The sequence below is a fragment of the Streptomyces sp. CC208A genome (genome assembly GCF_030010625.1).
Classification (GTDB): Bacteria; Actinomycetota; Actinomycetes; order Streptomycetales; family Streptomycetaceae; genus Streptomyces.
Map to the genome: position 1 here is coordinate 167,647 of NZ_JASCXN010000008.1, position 21,381 is coordinate 189,027.

Sequence of the window (21,381 nt, forward strand, 5' to 3'; positions counted from 1 at the left end):
GCCGTGGGGCGCCCGCCTTCCGCATCCCGAATCTCGGAAGGACCCTCTGTGGACACGTATGCGGATCTGGTGTTCGTCGGTGGCCGGGTGGTCACGGTCGACGCGGAGTTCTCCGTCGCCGAGGCCCTGGCGGTGACCGGCCCGGTCATCAGCGCCGTGGGCGGCCGGGAGGACGTGGCCCCCCTCGTCGGACCCGCCACCCGCGTCGTCGACCTGAAGGGGGCGACACTGCTTCCCGGGATCAACGACTCCCACCTGCACGGATGCGCCTTCGGCACGGCGACGCCGCCGCTCTCGCTCGACCTCGGCCACCCCGTGGTCTCCTCCCTCGCCGACGTGGCCGAGGCGGTACGGGAGGCCGTGGACCGGGCCCCGGCCGGGCAGTGGATCACCGGGCACGGCTGGGACACCGGCTACCTCGCCGAGTGCGCCGCCGACCCGGCGCGGCACCCCTCGCGGCACGACATCGACGCCGTCAGCCCCGACCACCCCGTCGTCCTGTACTCCTTCTCCGGCCACGCCACCTGGGCCAACTCCAAGGCGCTTGAACTCATCGGGATCGACCGTGACACCGTGGCGCCGCCCGGCGGGGCCATCGTCATGGACGCCACCGGCGAGCCGACCGGGCTCCTCCACGAGGGCGCGCAGGCCCTCGTCCAGAACGCGCTGCCACCGCTCAGCCGGCAGGAGCGCATCGACGCGATCCGGTCCACCCTCGCCACGCTCGCCGCCCTCGGCGTCACCAGCTACACCGAGCCCGGCCTCGGCCCCGGCGGCGACGGCATCATGCGCGGCGCGCTCGGCACCGAGACCCTCGACGTCTACCGTGAGCTGCTCGTCGACGGTGAACTCACCGCCAGAGTAGGGGTGTTGATCCTGCCGACCGGCATGGCGAGCACCGCTGAGGAGTTCGCGCGGAACCTCGACGGCCTAGCCGGCGTCACCGTCGGCGACGACCCGCGCCGCCTCGCGATCCACGGCGTGAAGATCTTCGCCGACGGCATCGTCCCCAACAAGACGGCCTGGATGCACGAGCCGTACGTCGGCGGCGGCTGCGGCTCCCTGTGCGTCGGCGGCGACATCGACGACGAGCGGGTCGCCGAGATCGGCGCCATGATCCGGCACGCCCACGCCGCCGGGCACCAGCTGGGCGTCCACGCCACCGGGGACCGGGCCATCGACACCGTCACGGACGCCTTCGCCGCCGCCGCGGCCGCACACCCGAGGACCGACGCCCGCCACTACGTCATCCACGGCGACTTCCTCACCCCGCACAGCATGAAGGTGCTGGCCGCGCACGGCTTCGGCGTCAACATGAACCCCACCATCAAATGGACCGTCGCCGACATGGAGGAGGAGTTCGTCGGCGCCGGCCGGGCCGCGTACGCATGGCCGTACCGTGACGCCCTCGACGCCGGCGTGCGGGTCGCGAGCGGTTCCGACGCCCCCGTCACCCACCCCGACTGGCGCCAGGGCGTCGCCACCATGGTCCTGCGCGAGTCGAAGGCCGCCGGCCGGGTCAGCGGCCCGGAGCAGCGCATCGCCCTGGCCGAGGCGATCCGCACGTACACGATCGACGCGGCCTGGCAGGACTTCGCCGACGGCTGGAAGGGCTCCCTGGAACCGGGCAAGGCCGCCGACCTGTGCGTGGTCGACGGCGACCTGCTCGGCGCCGACCCCCGCACCATCCCGGAGATGCCCGTCGTCCTCACCGTCGTGGACGGCCGCGTCGTCCACGACACCCTGGGCGACTGACTTCCGAGCGCCCGACTCCTCCGTGATCTCCTGCGCGATTGACGTATTCCAGACAGATGATCATCCTGGGGGGATGGCAGCACGGCACGGCACTGCGGACATCCTGGACGCGGCCCTCCACGTCCGAGAAGCCGCCAGGAGCGCCACGACCGGCGCGACCGGCGTCGACACGGTCCTGGCGGCGCTGTCGGAGGTGCTGGAGCACGACCACGCCTCCCTGTCCCGGTGGGACCCGCGGCGGCGGCGCCACACCACCCTCGCCGGGAGCTACCCCGAGGACGCCACGGCCTACATCGAGACCCGCCTCCACCGCGATCCGGTCTTCCGCGTACTGCGCAGCCCGGACCGGGGCGGCCTCTGGCTCGGCGACGTCCCCGGGGAGCTCCTGGCCGCCTCGCCGGGGTTCCAGGACGTGCTGTCGCCCCTCGGCATCGAGGACGGCGTCGCCCAGTGCCTCTTCACCGCCGACGGCCGGTACGTCGGCATGCTCAACATCAGCCTCCGCCGCCCCCGCCGCACCCCCGACCCGGCGCGCGCGGTGGTCACCCTGCTCACCGAAGCCCTCACCGCGACGGTGGCCTCCTGCCCGGCTCCGTCGCCCGAAGCGGCGGAGGAGCCCGAGGGCACCGCGGCGGTGCACCGGCCCGGCGGGCTGTCGCCGCGCGAACTGGAGGTGCTGGCCGAGCTGACGGCCGGGCGCACCAACCGGCAGATCGCCGAGCTGCTGTACATCACCCCGCGCACGGTGGGGACCCATGTCGAGCACATCCTCGCCAAGCTCGACCTCCCCAACCGGGCGGCGGCCGCGGCCCGGGCCGCCGCCTGGGGAATCCGCTCCTCCCGCTGAGCCGAGGAGCGCGTCGCGGCGGCGCCGCTCACCCCGGGTCGACGCCCAGCCGCTCCGCGACCGAGACGAGCGCCTTCCCGAGCGGAAGGGCGACCCGGGCGGCGGCGAGCCGGTCGCCCCGTGTCGGATCCCGGTTCACGATCACCACGGGTGTACCGGCCTCCGCCGCCTGGCGGACGAACCGCAGCCCGGACATCACCGTCAGCGACGACCCGAGCACCAGGACGGAGCCCGCCGCGCGCACCAGCTCCCGGCAGCGCTCCACCCGCTCCGCCGGCACCGTCTCGCCGAAGAACACCACGTCCGGCTTGAGCACCCCGCCGCACACCCCGCACGCCACCACGTGGAAACCGGCGACCTGCTCGTCCGTGAGGTCGGCGTCGCCGTCGGGATTGAGCGCGGCCGGCACCGGATCGAACCCCGGGTTGGCCTCCTCAAGGCGCCGGGCCAGCTCCCGCCGCGCACTGACGTCCCCGCAGCGCAGACAGACGACCCGGTCGAGACCCCCGTGCAGCTCCACGACCCCCTCGCTGCCGGCGGCCTGGTGCAGCCCGTCGACGTTCTGGGTGATCACCCCGGCGAGCAGCCCCCGCCGCCCGAACGCGGCCACCGCCCGGTGTCCGTCGTTGGGCCGAGCCCGCCCGAACGTACGCCACCCGAGGTGGCTGCGCGCCCAGTACCGCCGCCGGGCCCGGTCACTGCCCGTGAAGTCCTGGTACGTCATCGGAGTGTGCCGGCTCAGGCTCCCGCCCTCCCCCCGGTAGTCCGGGATCCCCGATTCGGTGGAGATCCCGGCCCCGCTGAGCACCAGCACACCCCCCGCCCCCACCACCTCGACGACCGGCTCCAGATCCGTCGTCCCCGGCGGGTGATCCTCGGACGGGGTCCAGCTCAACGTAGGCCGCATGCGCATGCGGCCAGCGTACGAGCTCCGCCCCGCGAGGGCGCTGGGACGCCGGGCGCCCGGCGGGTCAGCCGTTGGACCAGTCCCGCGTGGACAGCACCAGCAGGTACCCGTCCGGGTCCTGGACGGTCACGCCCCAGGTGTCCCAGTAGGGGTTGTGGGCGGGCACGCGCTTCCCGCCGTGCTGTTCGAGCCGCTCCACCAGCGAGCCGGGCACCTCCTCCGCGAGGTACACCACCAGCAGGTCCTCGACGGTCGGCCGCGGCTCCGTCGGGGCGGCGGGATCGTGGACGAGTTCGAGGTGCCAGGCCGCGTCCGGCCACCCGACCATGAGCAGGGAGTGCCGCCCCGGGGTGCCGTCGGCCGCGTGCCGGTAGAGGACGTCGAGTCCGAGCCCCGACACCCAGAAACGTTCCGCCGCGGCGAGGTCACGCGACGGGCGGGCGATGCGGATGTGGGCCGTGGCGTCGGCAGGCACGGGGCGACCTCCTGAGCGGTGCGGTTCACACGGAACCGGCGGGTGCCACCGAGCGTAGAGAGCCCCGCCCCGCACGCCCATCGGACGCTGGTCCTAGGGCTGTGGACCGGGCGACGGCTGTCGTCACGGGATGTCAGAAGCTCACGAGGAGTCCGACCGTGCCATGTCCGTGTGGAAAGAGTGGCAGCAGGCCCCCTGGGAACGCCTGCGGTACGCGCTCGCCGAGGCGAACCTCGTCCGGCACTGCGAAGCCCTCGCCGAGGGCCCGCTGCGCGTCCTCGACCTCGCCGGCGGGGACGGCGGCGACGCCGTGCGCCTGGCCGCGCGCGGCCACCACGTGACCGTCGTCGACCACGCCCCCGCGATGCTCACGGCGGCGGCCGAACGGGCCGCGGCCGACGGTCTGACGGACCTCGTCACCTGCGTCGAGGCCGATGTGAACCGGCTGCCCGACCGCCTCGCCCACGGGGACTTCGACGTGGTCCTGTGCCACAGCCTCCTCCCGTACACGGACGACGCCCGGAACACGCTCGCCGCCACGCTGGCCCCGCTGCGGCCGGACGGGGTGTTCTCACTGGTGGCGATCAACCGGCACTCGCAGCCGCTGACCACAGCCGTACGCGAGAAGGACCTGCCGGCCGCGACGGCGGCGCTCGACTCCGACCGGGCCGGGACGCACATGTTCGGCTCGTCCCTGACGCTGCACACGGCCGAGGAGCTCACCCGCCACCTGACCGACCTGGACTGCCGGGACGTCCACCACTACGGCATCCGTACCGTCTGCGACTACATCACCGACGACGCCCGCAAGCACGAGCCCGCCTTCTACGCCGACCTCGAACGCCTGGAACTCGCCCTGACCGCCCGCCACCCCTACAAACACACCGCGCGCCTCCTCCAGCTGATCGCCCGCAAGGCCGCCCGCTGAGACGCGCCCCTCAACGCCCCGTTCCCCTCGGGGCGTCGGCGAACTTGTCCAGCTCGCGCATCGCCTCACCATGGGCACTCATCCGCCTGCTCAACCAACCCACCGTGAAGAGAACGGCACCGGCGACGGACACCGGCACGGACAGACCGAGAACAGCCAAGGCCTCCGGCCAGTCACGCTCGTCGTCCCAAGAAGCGAGCAACAGCAGCGCACACCAGATCCACAGGAGCGCGGCCACCACCAGCAGGCCCATGCCCCATGCGCTGGTCCGCCGGGCCTTGTCGCGGAAATCGAGGTCGTACTCACGTGCTCGCATGGCGCACGAATGTAGCAGCGGCCCCGTACGACAACCGGACCGGGCCAGGGCCCGACCGGACCCGACGGCTGCGCCTCCCTTGGCCTGACGGCAGAGAACCGCGCTTCTCAGAGGTCCGAGCGTGGACGGCAAGGAAGGAGCGTCCGCACCGCCGTCATATCCAGTTGGCCCAGCCGAAAGAGAAGAGGTAGGCCCGGCGGAACACCTCCCGGACGGCGCGCCGCGACACCTGGAGATCGGAGACGTAGCGCTCGCGGGCCGCCACCGGGTCCGCCGCTCGGCCCTCGGGCCACCGTTCCATGATCATCCCCCTCTGATCCCGCTTGGGCAGAGCTTAACTCTCCGTACTGACGAGGGGGCCTCGCGGCGAGGGGCGTCAGGGGGCGCCGTCCGCGGCCGCCCCGCCTCATATGAGTGTGCGATTGTCGGTCGTGCGTGATAGTCACTACACCCACGGGGAGGGACGATCATCAGCCGCCCCGTGTGAACACGGCAAGGGGTGGGGAACATGGCGTTGCTCCGGGACTTGGGGAACACGCTGGGGAAGTGGACGGGGCGGCCCGTCGCGCGGGTCGACGCGGACGCCGGGGACCCGGACGTGCGGCGCGCCCGTGAGGCCGCCGAGGCGGCGGACTGGGCGACCGTGCGGGACGTGCTCGACGCGCGGCCCGAGAGCGAGGACCGCACCGGCCTCCTCTGGGCCGTCGGGGACGTCGCCGGGGTGGAGCGGTGGATCGCCGACGTCATGGCGGCGGAGCCGGAAGCCCCGCTGCCGCGCCTCGTGGCCGCCATCCGGCACATCAGCTGGGGCTGGGAGGCCAGGACGGCCGCCCGCGCCAAGGACGTCTCCCGCGAGCAGTTCCAGATCTTCCACGAGCGGCTGGCGACGGCCGAGACGTGGCTGTACGAGGTGGCCGAACGCGAACCGGGCTGGACCTCGCCCTGGTACGGCCTCCAGATCACCGGCCGCGGACTCCAGGTCGAACGGGACGTGGCACGGCGCCGTTTCGAGGCGACCGTGCGCCGCGACCCGTACCACCTGGGAGCGCACCAGCAGCAACTCCAGCAGGTCTGCGAGAAGTGGAGCGGCTCGCACGAGGAGATGCACGCCTTCGCCCGCGCCTCGGCCTTCGGCGCCCCCGGCGGGACGCTCCTCGGCCAGCTCGTCGCCGTCGCCCACCTGGAGCACTGGCTCGCCCTCGACTCCGGCCCGGACGCCCGCTACATGGAGAGTCCCGAGGTGGTCGCCTCCCTGAGCGAGGCCGCCGACCACTCGTACCGGCACCCGGACTTCGTCCGCGGGCGCGGCTGGCTCCAGGTCTACAACACCTTCGCCATGGCGTTCTCGCTGGCCGGCGACGTCGCCTCCGCACGGGAGTGCTTCCGGGCCACGGAGGGACGGGTCACCGAGTTCCCCTGGTACTACGTCAACGGCTCCGACCCGGCTCGCGCCTACAAGGAGCACCGCTCCCACGCCGGACGCTGAGCCGCCGCCGGTCCGGCGCGTGGTCCGTCGTACGCGTACGGCTCCGATCGCCGTCCCGGCCCTGTCCGCACCCCTGCTCCTCCCCCTGTACCCCCCGCCCCGCGCCGTCCGGCGCGCCGGGCGCGCACCGAAGGACTGCGCCAGGTGTCCCACCCAGAGACCTCCCCCACCCCCGAGACCGCCCACACCTTCCAGGTGGACCTGCGCGGCCTGGTCGACCTGCTCTCCCACCACCTCTACTCCAGCCCCCGCGTCTACCTGCGCGAACTGCTCCAGAACGCCGTCGACGCCATCACCGCCCGACAGGCCCTCACCCCCGGCGCGCCCGGCACGATCACCGTGCGCACCGGGGAGACCCTGACCGTCACGGACACCGGCATCGGGCTCTCCGAGGCCGATGTGCACCGGTTCCTCGCCACCATCGGCCGCAGCTCCAAGCGGACCGCCGAGGGCGCGCTGGACGGCGCGGGACTCGACGCCGCGCGCGGCGAGTTCATCGGCCAGTTCGGCATCGGCCTGCTCGCCTGCTTCGTCGTCGCCGACGAGATCACCGTCCTCAGCCGGTCCGCCGCCGACCCGGCCGCCCCCACCGTCGAATGGCGCGGTCACTCCGACGGCCGCTACACCATCCGCACCCTGCCGTCCGCGACCCTCCCCGAGCCCGGCACCACGGTGCAGCTCGTCCCGCGCGCCGACAACGCCGAGTGGACCGCCCCCCGGCAGGTCGTCGCCCTCGCCCGGCACTACGGCGGTCTCCTGCGGCACGAGGTCACCGTCGTCGACGCGCACGGCGAGACCCACCGCATCAACGAGGCGCCGCCGTGGGAGCGGACGCACCGCTCCCCGTTCGCCAAGCGCGAGGCCCTCACCGCGTACTGCCGCGACCTCTTCGACTTCACCCCGCTCGACACCATCGAGCTCGACCTGCCGGCCGCCGGACTGCGCGGTGTCGCGTACGTCCTGCCGACCGCCGTGAGCCCGGCCCAGCGCGCCGGACACCGCGTCCACCTCAAGGGCATGCTCCTCACCGACCAGGCACCGGAACTGCTCCCCGAGTGGGCGTTCTTCGTGCGCTGCGTCGTCGACACCACCAGTCTCCGGCCGACCGCCTCCCGCGAGTCGCTGTACGAGGACGGCACCCTGTCCGCCGTACGGGACGCCCTCGGCGACCGCATCCGCGACTGGCTCACCGGGCTCGCCGCCAGCGACCCCGCCCTCCTCCACCGCTTCATCGACACCCACCACCTCGCGGTCAAGGCGCTCGCCCGCCACGACGACGAGCTGCTGCGGATCGTGCTGCCCTGGCTGCCGTTCGAGACCACCGACGGGAACGTCACCCTGGAGGAGTTCGCCCGCACCCACCCCACGCTCCTCGTGACCCGCAGCGTCGAGGAGTTCCGGCAGGTCGCGCCGATCGCCTCCGCCGCCGGACTCGGCGTCGTCAACGGCGGCTACACCTACGACCGCGACCTCGTCCACCGGCTGCCCGAGATCCGCCCCGGCACGTCCGTCACCGACCTCGACCCGGCCACCGTCACCGCCCACCTCGACGCCGTCGACCCGGGCGCCGAACTCCGGGCCGCGGCCTTCCTCGCCGTCGCCCGCGAGACGATCGGCGTCCACGACTGCGACGTCGTCCTGCGCGACTTCCAGCCCGTCACCGCCCCCGCGCTGCTCCTCGACAACCGCGACGCCCGGCACGAACGCACCCGGTCGAGCCTCGCCGCCGACAGCGACGGCCTGTGGGCCGACATCCTCGGCTCGCTGCGCGACGACACCCCGCGCGCCCAGCTCGTCCTCAACCACCTCAACCCGCTGGTCCGCCAGGCCCTCACCATCGCGGAGCGCGGCCTCGCCGTCACCACCGCCGAAGCCCTCTACGGGCAGGCGCTGCTGCTCAGCCGCCGCCCCCTGCGCGCAAGCGAGAGCGCCCTGCTCAACCGGGCCTTCATCGGCCTGCTCACCCACGCCATGCACCAGCCCGGCACGGCCGCCCCCGGCTCCGAGCCCCGGAAGGAACTGTAGAGATGCTGGACACCCCCGAGGCCGTCGTCGAGGCGCTCCGCGAGAACCACGAGCGCCCCCACGGAACGCCGCGCACCGTCACCGCCGAGGAACTCGTCGAGGCCGCCGAGGTCTTCGAACAGCCCGACGTGCTCATCACCGCGCTCCTCGAACTCATGACGGCGTACGAGTTCACCGGCGAGCAGCGCAAGTCGCCCGTCGTCTTCGCCCGCGTCCTGAAGCTGTGGGACTCCACCCCCGAATCCTTCAGCCCCTACGAGGCCCACCAGGTCTTCTGGCGCTTCAAGTGGGTGACGACCTCCCTCCTCCAGGTGCCCGAGATGCCCCTGGCCACCCTCCACGGCTGGATCGACCAGATGCGCACCCGGTACGAGGCGGCCGGCCACGGCATCCAGCCCGTGGCCGCCATGCGCTACCACCTCGCGCGCCACACCGGAACCGGCGTCGCCGACGCGTACGACCTCTGGGCCACCCGGCCCCGCACCGACCTCAGCGACTGCGAGGCCTGCGAGACCCGGCACCTCGCCCTCCACCAGGTCGCCGAGGGCGACGACACCGCCGCCCTCGACAGGTGGCGGCCGGTCCTCGACGGCGAGCAGGGCTGCAGCGAGGAACCCCAGATGAGCCAGGCACGGGCCCTGCTCCCGCTGCTGCGCACCGGCCGCACGGACGAGGCCCGCTCCCACCACCTCACCGGCTACCGCAAGGTGCGCGGCAACACCGGCATGCAGCACGAGGTCGGCCTCCACCTGGAGTTCTGCGCCCTCTCCCGCAACGAGGGCCGCGGCCTGGAGATCCTCGCGGAGAACCGGCCCCTCTTCGAGGCGACGGGCGCCCCGCTCGACAGGCTCGGCTTCCTCACCGGCGTCGAGGTGCTGCTCGCCCGTCTCGTCGAGGACGGCCACGAGGACACCGCCGTGGCCGGCCTGCCCGGCCGGACCTGGACGGCCGCCGAACTCCTCGCCCACGTCCGTACCGAGGCCGAACCCCTCGCCGCCGCCTTCGACGCCCGCAACGGCACGAGCGCCGTCGGCGACCGGCGCCGCGAGCGGCTCGCCCGCCGCCCGCTGCTCGACGAGCCGCTGCCGCTCGGCCTGCGCGCGGCCGTCACCGCCCGCCCCGCGGCCCCGGCCACCGCGCCCGCCACCCCGGCCGCCACCCGCATCGAGGTCCCCGAGGACTTCGCCGCCCTGGTGCGGGAGGCCCGCCGCATGGCCCGCAGCGGCCACCCCGGCGACTCCAGGCTCTGGACGCGGATCGGCGAACGCCTCGCCGACGCCACCGAACCGTACGACGACACCCTCGGCCCCGAGGACCTGCTCCGCGCCGAACTCGCCGAGCACAGGGCCCAGCAGCTCTGGCTGGACGACCGCCACACCGACAGCTCCGCCGAGCTCGCCACGGCGGTGGAGCTCTACGAGCGGCTGCGCATGCCCTGGCACGTCCTCTCCGGCCGGGCCCGCGCCCTCGCCTGGACGACCCGCCCCGACTCCGACGACGACGGCCCGCGCCCGGACCGCTTCTCGGTCAGGACCGCCCTCGACGAGGTGCTGCGCGAGACGGAGAAGCTGCTCACCGAGGCACCCCTGGAGGGCGAACCGCTCAGCGAGGCGGAGGCGGCGTTCGCCGCCGACCTGCGCACCGAGCGCACCCTGGAGTACCTCTCCATCCTGTACTCCGACGCCTTCGCCGCCTACCAGGAACTGGTCGACGCGATGAGCGGGACGGGGCGACGAGACACCACGGAGAACCCCGAGGACTCCGGGGACGGCATCGAGGAGCTCGCGGCGCGGTTCGAGGAGCGTGTCGACACCCTCGGATCCGAGGCGGAGCGCCTCGGCTTCCCGCACCAGAGGGCCAACGCCCGCCAGTTCCGCGCGGACCTCCTGGGCCGCCGCGGCGCGATGGCCGAGGCCGAGCGGGAGCTCCGCGCCGCCCTCCAGGACATCGAAGCGGCCGGCCGGCCCTGGCGCCGTCCGCGTCCGAGCGCCCTCCTCGCGCAGCTCCTGCTCTCCCAGGACCAGCCGCAGGAGGCAGTGGACCTCCTCCACAGCGCGATCGCCGACGCCGTGGCGTACGACGACACCTCGTTCGCGCTCGCCCCGACGTATCTGCTGCTCGGCCACGCCTCCTCGCACCTCGGGGACTTCACCGGCGCCGTCCGTCACCTCTCCGAGGCCGCCGCCCGCTTCGACCAGGCGGGGGAGCCCGGCGAGGCGACCGAGGCGCGCCTCCAGCTCGCCGAGGTCCTCTCCCGCTCCGGGCAGCGGGCCGACGCCGTCGCCGTCCTCGAATCCGTCCTCTCCGACGCCGCCGCGGCGGACCTCGACGAACGGATGCTCGCCCAGGCCCGCCTGACCTTCGGCCGGGGCCTGCGCGACCTGGAGGAGTACCTGCCGGCCGCCGAGGAGCTGCTCCGCCTCGCCGACACCGTCGCCGGCTGGCCGGAGGAGGACCGGGCGGTCCTCACCCTGGTGGCCGCGGAGGCCGCCACGACCCTGGCCATGGCCGACCGCTGGGACGCCGCGGACCAGGCGTACGAACGCGCCGTCGCCGCCCATGCCGAGGCGCCCAACCCGCCGATCGTCGTCCTGATGATGCGGGAGTTCGCGCGCCTCACCCCGCAGGACCGCGGCACCGGGGGCACGGACACCGCCCTGGAGCACCTCGCGCGCGCCGACGCGGTCCTCGCCGCCCTGCCGCCCGGCGAGGAGGGCTTCGCCGTCTGGTACGAGCGCGGCGAGATCCACTACCGCCGCGCCAGGGTCCTGGCCGAGGCCGGCCGCTACGAGGAGGCCCTCACCGAGGCCGAGGCCGCGATCGCCGCGCACGACGAGGGCGGTGAACAGGGCGAGCTCCCCCGCGCCGAAGCGGTCCGCGTCGCGGCCCTGATCGAGGGCAACGGCCTGGACCGCGTCCACGAGGCCATCGCCCGCCTCACCACGGCGGCGGCCCGCTGCCGCAAGGCCGCCCACCCGGAAGCCGCCCGGATCCTGGACGCCCTCCGCCAGGAGTTCCTGTCCCGCTGACCCGCCGGACCACCGTCCCGCCCCTCCGAGGGGCGGGACGGCCGGGGCGAGGGAGCGTTGTCCGTGCCTCCTGGCAGGATCGGAAGAATGACGACTTTGCTTCTCGCCGACATCGAGCGTGCCGTGCGCGGCAGTTGGAGTGCCGAGACGTGCACCCCCGAGTTCCGGTCGCGGTGGACCGAGGACAACCCGGCCCGGGACCAGTGCGGTGTGACCGCCATGGTGCTCCATGACCTCCTCGGCGGCGAACTGCTCCGGGGCGAGGTCCACGTCGATGGGGAGCGTGTGGACTACCACTGGTGGAACCGCCTCGGCTCGGGCATCGAGATCGACCTCACCCGCGAGCAGTTCGGACCGGAGGAGACCGTCACCGACGGCATCGTGATCCCCCGCCCGCCTGTGACCGAATGGTCCAGGCTTCAGGAGGAGTACGAACTCCTCCGCGACCGCGTCCTCAGAAAGCTCGGACGGCCGTGACGCCCGGGCGGACCCTCGCCGGTCTCCGGTCGTGCAGGGGGGAGTCGGCCACGCCGATGCGCGTGTTCGTGGCGGCCGGCCGGTTCACCGAACCGGCCTCCGGCCTGCCCGAGCCGGCGGCACGGATCCGCGAGCCGCTGGCCGAGGCGGCGGCGGACGAGGCCTGGCGACGCTTCCTCACCGGATACGTGCCCCCTTCCGTCCCGGAGATCTGCGCCGCACCGGAACCGCTGGAGCCGTACGAGGCGGCCCCGTTCCTGGCCCGGCTCGCGACGGTCGACCTGTACTGGCCGACCCACCGGCACCTGCCCGCCGACGTAGCCGAACGCGCGGCCGGCCGGGCGGTGGCCCTGCTCGGTCCTGACGGCAGCTGGTGGACCAACCACGACGCCGCCTGCGGCTCGGTGAACGGGCTCACCCCGCTCATGGACAGTCTCCTCGCGGGGACGGACGGCGAGCACTTCGTCCTGGCCCTCCGACTCGCCGACGACTGACCGGCAGGTCCGGCCGGAGGCGGGTGTCAGTGCATCAGCAGCAGGCGCGTGTTCGGCACGAGCTTGCGGTTGACGCTGGTGCTCTGCACGAAGATGGTGAACTCGGCGTTGTGGTCGGGCTTGACGCGGACCTCCTCGTCGGGCAGGCCGAGCAGGGCCCGTGCCTCGGGCCCCGTGTACACCCGGTCGGTCTTCTTCTCCAGCACCGCGATCCGCTTCCGCGCCTGGATCTTCTCCACCTTGCTCAACTGGTAGAAGGCGCCGCCGGTGCGGTACGTGTGCCCCGACTCGACGACCCAGTCCCGGATCGCCACGTCCCGGACCACCGGGATCAGCTGGTACCCGGCCGGGTCCAGCGGCGTGAGGCCGGCCGCCTCGATGGCGGCCTTGTTGACCGCCTCCGTGCCCGTCGAGAACACCGCCCGCGAACCCCGGATGCCCTTGGTGCGGCCCACCATGAACTTCTCCGTGGCCTGCTGGATGACCTGCCCGGCCTCCTCCAGGCCCCGGGTGCTCGTGGCGTCCCAGATGGCGACATTGTCCTTCGGGAAGCCGCAGTTCACGGCCTCGCGCTTGCCCATCTGGTCCGGCACCAGGACGGCCAGCGTCCAGTTGTCGTCCTGCTTCTCGATCATCTCGGCCACGGCCGCCGTCAGGGCACGCGGCTTCTTGAAGGGGGCGTCGGGACAGCGGTGACTGGCGTTCTCCTGGCCGTCGGTCAGCACGAACGTCAGGAAGCTGTGGTCGCCGTACAGCTGGGCCGTCTGCGCCAGCTCCCGCTGCGACTTCAGCGCGGCCGCCAGCAGCGCCGTCATCCCGCCGACCCGGTACAACTCCTTCAGGGACGGCATCCGCAGCACGTCCTTGTCGTAGATGACGCACTCCACCTTGTCCGCGAACACGTACACGGTGACACGGGTCTCCTGGTCCAGTTCCCGCGACCGGCGGGCGAGGTACGCGATCTGCTGGTCGGCGACCTCGACGACCTTGTTCCGCAGGTGCGACATGGACGAGCTGGCGTCCAGCACGAGTGCGACGTGATTGATGTAGTTCTGGTTTCCGGACATGGCGAACTCCCCGTCTTCTGCGCCGATTCGGTATCCCTACCGTCTCACCCGCCACTGACAATCGAGCCCGGCGCTCTTCACCGGACGGGAACCCCGCCTGAAAGGCCATCCGGCGCCCGGCGTCCGCCCCGAGCCGGGTCAGCAGGTCGTCGAGCGCGAGGTACTCCTCCCAGGCCTCCCGCCCCGAGCCCTCGGCGAGCGCGCGGACGAGCCGGTCCTCCAGATCCGGCACGCGCTTGTCCTTCCCCACCTTGTCGGCGACGCCGACCAGAAGATCCTCGACGGTGACCGCCGGACCGTCCCAGCACCCGTGCGTGGCGGCGAACCGCGCCCGCTCCGCCCCGAACCCGTGCCGGAGCAGCAGCCCGCGCCCAGCGGCCTCGTGCGCGGAACCGGGACCCGTGAGCTCCTCGGGACGCAGCACCTTCCCCACGTCGTGCGTGGCCACCCCGAAGAGCACGGCCTCCCCGTCGAACCCCGGCCCCGGACACCGCTCCCGCACCCAGCCGACCAGCACGGCCGCGGCATCATGAACCGCCCGCAGATGGGCCGCCAACCGCGGCGGAGCACCCCGCCCCCGCAAGAGCCCCGCCACCTCAGGAGGCAGAGGCCGCATCGGGGGGTCGCCCACGGCATGGAGGGCAAGGGAGAGCTGTTCCGACGGCTCGGTCATCCTCCCGACGTCACCGCCCGTGAGAGGGAGGGGAGTTCACCCCTCGTCGACGAGCCCCCGAACCGCTCGTCGCGGTCAACGGCCGCGGCAAGGGCCTGGCGCCTGTCCGTGCCCCGCTCGGCGGGCCTGGGGCCCGCCACCGCACCTGCCCCCATGTGCGGGAACGGTGCCGGGGCCCGACGAGCGCCCCGATCCGGTCAAGGACATCGCCCACCGGCAGGGAGGGCCGGTACCGGAGCGGGGCGGTGCCCAGCGCTTCGTACGCCCTCCGGGGCACGGGAGACGCGCGCCCCCCGCCCCGAGGTGGGGCCTACGCGGCGTCCTCGTCGGAGAACCCGCCCTCGTCGAAGCTCTCGTCGAAACCCTCATCGAAACCCTCGTCCGGCATCATCCCGGCCGCGAAGCCGCTCATGAGCTCCTCGAGGTCCAGCTCGGTGGCGCCGGTCGGGGCGACCGGCCTGGTGCCGCTGCTCAGCTTCAGGGAGAGGCCGAGCTTCTTCACCTTCGCGTTCTCGGCCAGCGCGGCCAGGTCGATGTACACCTCGGCCAGTTCGCCGTTCTTGAGCGTGAAGTCGGCCGAGACCTTCTGGTCGGGGGCGTCCTTCAGGTCACCGGCCGACGGCAGCTCCATGCCGGGCGGCAGGTCCTTGGCGAGCGGACGGATCTCGTCGAAGAGGTCCGTGATCAGCGAGCGGAACGGGGCCGTGGCGGTGATGTGCTCGGTGCCGTCCTTCCCGCCGGAGGTCGCGAAGTCGACGTCACGGGCGATGACCTCGCGCAGCGCCTCCAGGAGCTTCTTCTGCGTCTTGGCGTCCAGCGACGGCTCGGGCGACGGCTTGCCGTCCTCCGCCCCCTGGCCGGCCTTCTTCAGCGCGTCGGTGTCGAACGTGACCCACTCGCCCTCCAGCACCTTCTTGAAGGCCCCCGCCTCCGCCGGGAGCTCGTCGGCGGGCGGCAGGGGAGTGCCCAGTGCCGTGCCGAGTGCCTTGACGTCGGACCGGAGGTAGGCGTGGTCGCCGACGACCCGGTACTCGACCAGATCGCCGTCCGGGCCGCTGACCTTCATGGCCATGCCGACGAGGTCCTTCTCCTCGGACTCGTCGATCGGCTTCTTCGACTCCACGGTGACGCTGATCTTCGTGCCGCTGATCAGCTCGGCGGCCTCGTCCGGGAGCTCCTCGCCGGGCTGCGGGTCCGAAGAGGCGTCCAGCTCCTTGAAGGTCCGGGCGTCGACGTCCAGGTCCAGCTCGAAGGAGAGAGTCTTCTCCTTGCCGAGTCTCTCGAAGGCCTGGTCCAGCTTCTTTCCGGCGGACAGCTGCTCGACCGTGCCGCAGGCGGCCGAACCCGCCAGAACGGCGCCGACGACGGCGGTGGCGGTGAGGGTCTTGCGTATGGCGGTGATGATGATCTCCTCGGGTCCGATCACTGGAGTGATCACCTAGGAGACGCGCGAGCCGCCCGCAGGGTTGTACCGCCCCGGCCGCTGTCGGTTCAGGAGGCGTTCGGGACCACGTCGGCCGTCGTCAGCGGGCGTCGTCAGCGGGCGGCGGACAGGGGCGAGGGCGGAGGACTCGCCGGCGCCGACGGCCGGGCTGCCGGCGGTGAGGCGGTGGATGCCGCCGGCCGGGATGGTGCCGTCGGAGGCCGAGCCCCAGAGGATGTTGCCCTGCCAGACGAAGCCGCTGGTGGTGCCGAGGCTGACGAGGCTGCCGCTGGAGGCGACGAGGGTGTTGTGGACGATGACGGCCCGGTCGCAGGCGTCGTTCCCGCGCCGCTCCTCGGTGGTCTCCCCCTCGTGGTGGTCCCGGGTGGTGCCGCTGCCGATGACGAGACCCCGGGAGGTCGTCCCGGAGATGTGGTTGTTCACCACCAGGTGGTCGTTGCCGTACAGGCGGATGCCGTTCGCGCCGCCGAGGAGGTGGTTGCCTTCGGCGGTGGTGGCGTTGCCGTGGCGCAGGACGATGCCGCCCTTGCTGCCGCGGAGGGTGCTGTGGCGGACGGTGTTGCCGGAGGACGTGACCGAGATCGCCTCGGGATCGCCGTCGCAGCGCTCGAAGAGGTTCTCCTCCACGACGGCGCCAGCGGTGGACAGGGTGCGGTGGCTGACGCCGAGGCGGATCGCCTCGCCGCCGTTGGCGCCGGTGGAGGAGTGGTCGGCGAAGTAGTTGCGGAAGATGTGGGTCCGCTGGGCCACGGCGGTGTGACCGGGGCCGTCGACGAGGAGGAAGACGCCCTGCGTGGTGCGGTGGCGGAAGTGATTGCGGTCGATCTCGACGTCGTCGCCGCGGAGCGTCACCCAGTCGAGCCCGGCGCTGTCGGCGAGCTTGAAGTCGTTGCAGGTCAGCCGGACGCGGATGCCGCCCGACGGGACGGCGTAGGTGCCGGCGGCGAAGGCGATACGGTCCCCGGGAGCGGCGGCGTCGATCGTGCTCTGGAGCGCGGGGACGCTGGTGACGGTCACCGGATCGGCCGCGGTGGCCGTCCCCGGGAGCAGGGCGGAGAGCGGGACGGCGGTGGCGGCCGCGCCCATCAGGCTCCCCTTGAGAAACGTACGTCGACGCATGATGCCTCCTGAGGTGAATCGGCCACCGGCCTCGACGACCGCCCTGCCGTCTCGCTGACGTCCCGCCAACGCGCGGCGGAAGCGGTCGCCCCCACCGCCCGGAGGGTCGGAGGAGGTTGCTCGGATCCATCGCGTACGCCGCCTCGTGAACCTTCCGGGCCGGGTGGCGGCGCAGGGCGACGACGGGGCCGTCGAGCGGGTCGCCGTACCGGTGTGCGTCCTCCGGTTCCTCGGCCACCCGCGCCGCGAGCGCCGGCCGGTCCTCGACCGCTGCGATCAACTCGCCTGCGGAGAGCAGGAGTCCGTGTTCGGCCGACTCCAGGTCGATCGCCGGGACGAGGAGGGCGGTACGGGGGGGCGGTGACGGCCGGCTCGTCCGCCAGGAGCCGGGCCAGGGCCCTGCTCAGACGGCGGTTCCCGTACCACGGGCCGAGGAGGGAGTGCGGTCGGCAGAGCGCCGGCAGATCTCCCTCGCGGCCGCCGCCCTCCGGTTCGCCGGCCGTGACGAGGGCCAGGAGCCGCTCCACGACACCGTGCAGGAGGCTGCCGGGCTCCGCGCCGCCGAGGCGTACCGCGCCCGGACGAAGGGCAGCCGGGTCACGAGTTCCCGTACCGCCGCCGGTGGGCCGGTGCCAGGTCGGCGGGGTCGGCTCCAGGAGCGCGCGGCGGGCGGGCTCCGGCCCACCGGCGACCGCCGACTCCAGGAGGGCCCACATCTCCGGGGCCGGCGTCAGACCGGCGACGGTCGCGTGCACGTCCGGATGGACGCCCGGGGCGCTACACGCGGCGGACAGGAGCGCGACGGCCCCGCGCGGCGGCAGATCCCGGACGGCGAGCCGGGCCGGGGCGGGGCGGGGCCGACGGGGACGAGGTCAGCCGGAGGCCGTGCCCGGGGACAGTACGCCGAACCACTGCTCGGCGCCGTACTCCTCGAACCGTTCCACCTCGGTGAACCCCAGCTTGGCCGCGAGGCGCATCGCGCGTTCGTTGGCGGTCCGGGTGCTGAGCACCACCGGCTCGCCGGGGAACGTGCCGGCGAACCAGGCGAGGGCCGCCGCGCACGCCTCGGCGGCGTACCCCCGCCCCCACACCCGCGGCAGGAACAGATAGCCGAGCTCGGCCTCCCCGCCCTCCGGACGGACGTGCCCGCGGCGCTCCGCGTCGCGCCGGTCGAGCGTGATCATGCCGATCATCGCCCCGTCGAGTTCGACCACGAAAAGGCCGGGACGCCGCCCGGGCACCTCCGGCACCGCGCCTTCGAGCTCGTCGCGCGGCCGGGCGCCGCCGATGTACGTGCCCACCTCAGGCGACGCGAAGAGGTCGACGAACGCCGCACGGTCCCCGGCCTCGGACTCGCGCAGCACGAGCCGTCCGGTCGTGATCGGAGCGGGTGGCCAGGTGTCAGGTCCGAGTCCGGTCATGGCGGGCAACCTATCGCACGCCCGCTGGGGGGCGGCCCGGAGAGAAAAGAGGGGCCGTTCGGGCCTGGGGAGGGGTCCGCATATCAGCAGGAAGAACCGATGATCACACGGCTATGCTGCCTCGACCCGGAGGCCAGGAAGGAACCTCACCCATGAGCAGCACCCACACACCGTTCCCCGCCAGGATCGAGCTGACGGGCGAAGGTCTCGTCCTGCGCGACTGGACCGAGACGGACGTACCCGCGATGCCCGACCTGTTCGACCACCCCGACATCGCGTACTGGACCCCGATCGTCTCGCCGTTCGACGGGACGGCCGCCGCCACCCGGCTGGAGCGGGCCCGGCAACTGCGGGCGGAGGGCGCGACCATCCTGCTCGCGATCACCGTCGACGGTCAGGCTCCGCTCGGAGAGGTGATGCTGCGGCGCCTCCCCGACGGGGCCGAGATCGGCTACGCCGTCGGACCGGCCCACCGAGGCCAGGGGCTGGCCGTGCGCGCGGTGCGGCTCATGGCCGGGTACGCCTTCGAGGAGCTCGGGGTGGAGCAGGTGGTCCTGGAACTGGAGGCGGAGAACGCCGCCAGCGTCGCCGTGGCCACCAAGGCGGGCTTCACCCTGCTCGACGTCCCCCTCATCGAGGGGGAGGAGAAGGGCCGCCCCTACGTCCTGCAGACCTGGGGACTGAAGCGGGCGTCCTGACGTCGCACCCGTTTCCGCCCTGGGAGGTGAATGACGAGGCAGAGCGGCCCACTTGCAGAGTCGTCGGATCGGCTGATCAAGGGATCGCCGGGCTTCGAGCGAGACCGGGAGCGCGGTGTGAGCGGGGCCGGGGAGCAGGACGGGCCGTCCGTGTCCGACGAGGAGTGGGAGCGGTTCCTCCGAGAGTCGGTGACGGGTGCGGCCGGAGCCCCCGTGGAACCGTCGGCGCGCGCCCGTGAGGCGGAGCGGCGGCTGAGGGAGAGCCCCGGACAGCCGGAGGGCCGGCATACGTACACGCCGCCCCGGCCCCGGCGCAGGACGGGCCTGTACGTGGCCGGCCTTGTGGCGGCCGTGGCACTCATGGTCGTGGCACTCTTCCCGCGAGAGGTCGTCGGGTGGTTCGGCGGCGACGACGGCGGACAGGGCGGGGCGCCGTTGGCCGCCGAGACGGACACCCCGCGGGAGGCGCCCGACGCCGAAGCCGCCCTGCGCCCCACCCTCGCCGAACCCTTCCGGGGGTCGCCCGCCGCCCGCTGGGCCGACGGAGCGGAGGGGATCACCGTGCCGGCGGCCAAGCCGACCGGCTGGATGGACGCCGCCCAGGTCGAGCGGGCCCTGCGGCAGAGCCGGGACTTCCTGGTGGCCGCCGGGCTCGACCCCCGCGTGCTGCGCGGCGAACGGCCCACGAAGGCGATCGCGCTGCTGAACCCGCACCAGAAGGACGTCCAGGAGTACCTCCGTACGGCCCTGCCGGCGAAGGCCCTCACCCCCACGACCGACCCGCTGCTGCTGTTCAGCCGCTTCCGGCCCGAGCAGGCACGGCTGGTCGGCGACGTCGTCGAGACGCGCGGCCGGCTCACGTACCGGGAGGGGAAACGGGGCGCGGTCGAGGTGACGGCGGACGTCACCTTCGTCTACCCGGTCACTCCCGCGACGGCGGCCGACGACGAGCGGAGCGCCGAGGCCGTCCGCACGATCGTGCGGCGCGAAGTGGTGATGAGCTGGGACGACCCGTCCAAGGTCGCCACCGAACCGGGCACGATGTCCCTCGTCTCGTACACGCTCTACATGACCAACGGCGGCTGTGCCGCCCCCACCGGCTACTTCGTCCCGCCCTTCGGCACGGCCGACGAGCAGCTCACCGACAAGAGCCGCCAGGTCGACCCGTACGACCGCACCAAGCCGATCGACGAGCACAAGGACGGGACGGCCGCCGGCGACAGCTGCGCGACCGCCACCCGCTCCCAGGCCGGCGGCTCGGGCGGGCCGGAGCGCCGCTCCCGAAGGCCCTTATTCCCTGGCGGAAAGTCCGCTCTCGTGGAACCTTCTCTCCGCAGGGCCGGACGGGCGAGAGCCGGGCCCCTCCACGCCTCGACGCCTCCACGAGAAGGACTCATGAACGACACACCTCTGCACCTCGTCAAGGGGCGCTTCGCGTCGGCCTCCGCCGGCCGCGAGGTCGAGTATCAGGTGCTCCTCCCGGTCGACCGGAAGGAAGAGGAAGAACTCCCGCTCGTCCTTCACCTCCACGGCGCGATGTCGTCCTCGGCGTCGCTCGAACTCGCGCAGCCCTTCTACGAAGACCTCCACCGGCGAGGCGAGTTCCCCCGCGCCGTCGTCGCGTGCCCGAGCACCCCCACGGTCGGGGGTTTTTACATCGACTGGCCGGGCGGGGAGTCGTGGGAGACGCTGGTCGCCGACGAGTTCGCCGCTCATCTCTCCGTGACGTACGGGCCGTTCACCACAACGGCCCTCTTCGGGGCGTCGATGGGAGGCTACGGCGCCCTCAAGGTGGCCTTCGGCGACCCGGACCGGTTCGCGGCGGTCGCGGCGCTCTCGCCGGCCGTCTTCCCCGGCGAGACGCCCGAGGACGTTCCCGAGGCGAATCGGCCGTCCGTCCTGGGCGAGTTGCACCGGGCCATGGCGCACGGGACCGGCGACCCCGCCACGTACACCGGCAACTCCGTCCACGGGCGGGCCCGCCTCCACGCCGACAGGATCCGCGCCGCCGCCCTTCCCGTCCTGGTGGACTGCGGTGCCGACGACGAGTTCCTCCTGCACGAAGGGGCGGCCCATCTCCACGGCGTCCTCACGGAACTCGGCATCGCCCACGAGTTCCGGCTCGTCGAAGGCGCGGGGCACACGGGGCCGTCGGCCGAGCCCCGCACACGGGAGGCCATCCGGTTCGTCGGCGCGGCGATCACGGCCGGCCTGTAGACC

The 21,381-nt window shown here is 73.2% G+C and carries 19 protein-coding genes and 1 pseudogene; 12 read left to right on the forward strand and 8 right to left on the reverse strand.

From position 1 onward, the window contains the following. The first annotated feature begins 48 nt into the window (after positions 1-48). Together QK442_RS12160 and QK442_RS12165 are read left to right on the forward strand one after the other, a co-directional pair. Positions 49-1,755 carry an amidohydrolase gene (locus QK442_RS12160; protein WP_282693909.1) on the forward strand — a complete coding sequence of 569 codons (1,707 nt, stop codon included), beginning with the start codon at positions 49-51 and terminating at the stop codon, positions 1,753-1,755. Positions 1,756-1,828: 73 nt separating this feature from the next. After that, the gene (locus tag QK442_RS12165) at positions 1,829-2,602 is read left to right on the forward strand and encodes a LuxR family transcriptional regulator (RefSeq protein WP_282693910.1); all 774 of its coding nucleotides are present in this window, start codon (positions 1,829-1,831) and stop codon (positions 2,600-2,602) included. Positions 2,603-2,630: 28 nt separating this feature from the next. Here the strand turns inward: QK442_RS12165 and QK442_RS12170 are convergent, their stop codons facing one another. Both QK442_RS12170 and QK442_RS12175 read right to left on the reverse strand, forming a co-directional pair. Beyond that, complete coding sequence (locus QK442_RS12170) at positions 2,631-3,515, reverse strand: NAD-dependent protein deacetylase (protein ID WP_282693911.1); 885 nt, start codon at positions 3,513-3,515, stop codon at positions 2,631-2,633. A 58-nt stretch (positions 3,516-3,573) separates the two neighbouring features. Continuing rightward, positions 3,574-3,984, reverse strand: a complete 411-nt coding sequence (locus QK442_RS12175) for a VOC family protein (protein ID WP_282693912.1) — start codon at positions 3,982-3,984, stop codon at positions 3,574-3,576. A gap of 163 nt (positions 3,985-4,147) precedes the next feature. Between QK442_RS12175 and QK442_RS12180 the strand changes: the two genes are divergently transcribed. After that, a complete protein-coding gene (locus tag QK442_RS12180) occupies positions 4,148-4,912 on the forward strand; it encodes a methyltransferase domain-containing protein (RefSeq protein WP_282693913.1) in 765 nt (254 codons plus the stop codon). Between the two features lie 10 nt (positions 4,913-4,922). Here QK442_RS12180 and QK442_RS12185 read toward each other — a convergent pair whose 3' ends face one another. Together QK442_RS12185 and QK442_RS12190 are read right to left on the reverse strand one after the other, a co-directional pair. Further along, the gene (locus tag QK442_RS12185; RefSeq protein ID WP_282693914.1) at positions 4,923-5,228 is read right to left on the reverse strand and encodes a hypothetical protein; all 306 of its coding nucleotides are present in this window, start codon (positions 5,226-5,228) and stop codon (positions 4,923-4,925) included. Positions 5,229-5,382: 154 nt separating this feature from the next. Next, complete coding sequence (locus QK442_RS12190; RefSeq protein WP_282693915.1) at positions 5,383-5,529, reverse strand: hypothetical protein; 147 nt, start codon at positions 5,527-5,529, stop codon at positions 5,383-5,385. A gap of 207 nt (positions 5,530-5,736) precedes the next feature. Here QK442_RS12190 and QK442_RS12195 point away from each other — a divergent pair, with 207 nt between their 5' ends. From QK442_RS12195 to QK442_RS12215, 5 genes are all read left to right on the forward strand, one after another. Next, entirely contained in the window at positions 5,737-6,714 is a 978-nt protein-coding gene (locus tag QK442_RS12195) for a hypothetical protein (protein ID WP_282693916.1), read from the forward strand. 144 nt (positions 6,715-6,858) lie between these two features. Next, complete coding sequence (locus QK442_RS12200) at positions 6,859-8,739, forward strand: HSP90 family protein (RefSeq protein WP_282693917.1); 1,881 nt, start codon at positions 6,859-6,861, stop codon at positions 8,737-8,739. Between the two features lie 2 nt (positions 8,740-8,741). Next, positions 8,742-11,768 carry a hypothetical protein gene (locus QK442_RS12205; RefSeq protein ID WP_282693918.1) on the forward strand — a complete coding sequence of 1,009 codons (3,027 nt, stop codon included), beginning with the start codon at positions 8,742-8,744 and terminating at the stop codon, positions 11,766-11,768. Between the two features lie 87 nt (positions 11,769-11,855). Beyond that, entirely contained in the window at positions 11,856-12,245 is a 390-nt protein-coding gene (locus QK442_RS12210; RefSeq protein ID WP_282693919.1) for a hypothetical protein, read from the forward strand. Between the two features lie 56 nt (positions 12,246-12,301). Further along, entirely contained in the window at positions 12,302-12,739 is a 438-nt protein-coding gene (locus QK442_RS12215) for a hypothetical protein (RefSeq protein ID WP_282693920.1), read from the forward strand. A 26-nt stretch (positions 12,740-12,765) separates the two neighbouring features. On the opposite strand, the gene QK442_RS12220 is transcribed toward QK442_RS12215, so the two are convergent. From QK442_RS12220 to QK442_RS12235, 3 genes are all read right to left on the reverse strand, one after another. Then, positions 12,766-13,806, reverse strand: a complete 1,041-nt coding sequence (locus QK442_RS12220; RefSeq protein ID WP_282693921.1) for a vWA domain-containing protein — start codon at positions 13,804-13,806, stop codon at positions 12,766-12,768. 983 nt (positions 13,807-14,789) lie between these two features. Continuing rightward, positions 14,790-15,905 carry a hypothetical protein gene (locus QK442_RS12230; RefSeq protein WP_282693922.1) on the reverse strand — a complete coding sequence of 372 codons (1,116 nt, stop codon included), beginning with the start codon at positions 15,903-15,905 and terminating at the stop codon, positions 14,790-14,792. Between the two features lie 12 nt (positions 15,906-15,917). Then, positions 15,918-17,042, reverse strand: coding sequence for a polysaccharide lyase 6 family protein (locus tag QK442_RS12235; protein ID WP_282693923.1), 1,125 nt, complete (start codon positions 17,040-17,042; stop codon positions 15,918-15,920). 145 nt (positions 17,043-17,187) lie between these two features. On the opposite strand from QK442_RS12235, the gene QK442_RS12240 reads away from it, so the two are divergent. Beyond that, complete coding sequence (locus tag QK442_RS12240) at positions 17,188-17,406, forward strand: hypothetical protein (RefSeq protein ID WP_282693924.1); 219 nt, start codon at positions 17,188-17,190, stop codon at positions 17,404-17,406. A gap of 508 nt (positions 17,407-17,914) precedes the next feature. Here QK442_RS12240 and QK442_RS12245 read toward each other — a convergent pair. Continuing rightward, positions 17,915-18,463, reverse strand: coding sequence for a GNAT family N-acetyltransferase (locus QK442_RS12245; protein ID WP_282693925.1), 549 nt, complete (start codon positions 18,461-18,463; stop codon positions 17,915-17,917). A gap of 152 nt (positions 18,464-18,615) precedes the next feature. Here QK442_RS12245 and QK442_RS12250 point away from each other — a divergent pair, with 152 nt between their 5' ends. The 3 genes and pseudogenes from QK442_RS12250 (at position 18,616) to QK442_RS12260 (ending at position 21,378) form a co-directional block, all read left to right on the forward strand. Beyond that, a complete protein-coding gene (locus QK442_RS12250) occupies positions 18,616-19,161 on the forward strand; it encodes a GNAT family N-acetyltransferase (RefSeq protein ID WP_282693926.1) in 546 nt (181 codons plus the stop codon). Positions 19,162-19,311: 150 nt separating this feature from the next. Next, positions 19,312-20,406: pseudogene (locus QK442_RS12255) on the forward strand (hypothetical protein); the annotation flags it as partial. A gap of 150 nt (positions 20,407-20,556) precedes the next feature. After that, positions 20,557-21,378, forward strand: coding sequence for an alpha/beta hydrolase-fold protein (locus tag QK442_RS12260; RefSeq protein ID WP_282693955.1), 822 nt, complete (start codon positions 20,557-20,559; stop codon positions 21,376-21,378). The last annotated feature ends 3 nt before the right edge of the window (positions 21,379-21,381 follow it).

What these genes read in the sequence shown, in the direction of transcription:
- QK442_RS12260 (WP_282693955.1), top strand. Translation starts at nt 20,557, where the DNA reads ATGAACGACACACCTCTGCACCTCGTCAAGGGGCGCTTCGCGTCGGCC.
- QK442_RS12180 (WP_282693913.1), top strand. Translation starts at nt 4,148, where the DNA reads ATGTCCGTGTGGAAAGAGTGGCAGCAGGCCCCCTGGGAACGCCTGCGG.
- QK442_RS12195 (WP_282693916.1), top strand. Translation starts at nt 5,737, where the DNA reads ATGGCGTTGCTCCGGGACTTGGGGAACACGCTGGGGAAGTGGACGGGG.
- QK442_RS12220 (WP_282693921.1), bottom strand. Translation starts at nt 13,806, where the DNA reads ATGTCCGGAAACCAGAACTACATCAATCACGTCGCACTCGTGCTGGAC.
- QK442_RS12245 (WP_282693925.1), bottom strand. Translation starts at nt 18,463, where the DNA reads ATGACCGGACTCGGACCTGACACCTGGCCACCCGCTCCGATCACGACC.
- QK442_RS12250 (WP_282693926.1), top strand. Translation starts at nt 18,616, where the DNA reads ATGAGCAGCACCCACACACCGTTCCCCGCCAGGATCGAGCTGACGGGC.
- QK442_RS12215 (WP_282693920.1), top strand. Translation starts at nt 12,302, where the DNA reads ATGCGCGTGTTCGTGGCGGCCGGCCGGTTCACCGAACCGGCCTCCGGC.
- QK442_RS12165 (WP_282693910.1), top strand. Translation starts at nt 1,829, where the DNA reads ATGGCAGCACGGCACGGCACTGCGGACATCCTGGACGCGGCCCTCCAC.
- QK442_RS12205 (WP_282693918.1), top strand. Translation starts at nt 8,742, where the DNA reads ATGCTGGACACCCCCGAGGCCGTCGTCGAGGCGCTCCGCGAGAACCAC.
- QK442_RS12235 (WP_282693923.1), bottom strand. Translation starts at nt 17,042, where the DNA reads ATGCGTCGACGTACGTTTCTCAAGGGGAGCCTGATGGGCGCGGCCGCC.
- QK442_RS12170 (WP_282693911.1), bottom strand. Translation starts at nt 3,515, where the DNA reads ATGCGCATGCGGCCTACGTTGAGCTGGACCCCGTCCGAGGATCACCCG.
- QK442_RS12190 (WP_282693915.1), bottom strand. Translation starts at nt 5,529, where the DNA reads ATGGAACGGTGGCCCGAGGGCCGAGCGGCGGACCCGGTGGCGGCCCGC.
- QK442_RS12185 (WP_282693914.1), bottom strand. Translation starts at nt 5,228, where the DNA reads ATGCGAGCACGTGAGTACGACCTCGATTTCCGCGACAAGGCCCGGCGG.
- QK442_RS12210 (WP_282693919.1), top strand. Translation starts at nt 11,856, where the DNA reads ATGACGACTTTGCTTCTCGCCGACATCGAGCGTGCCGTGCGCGGCAGT.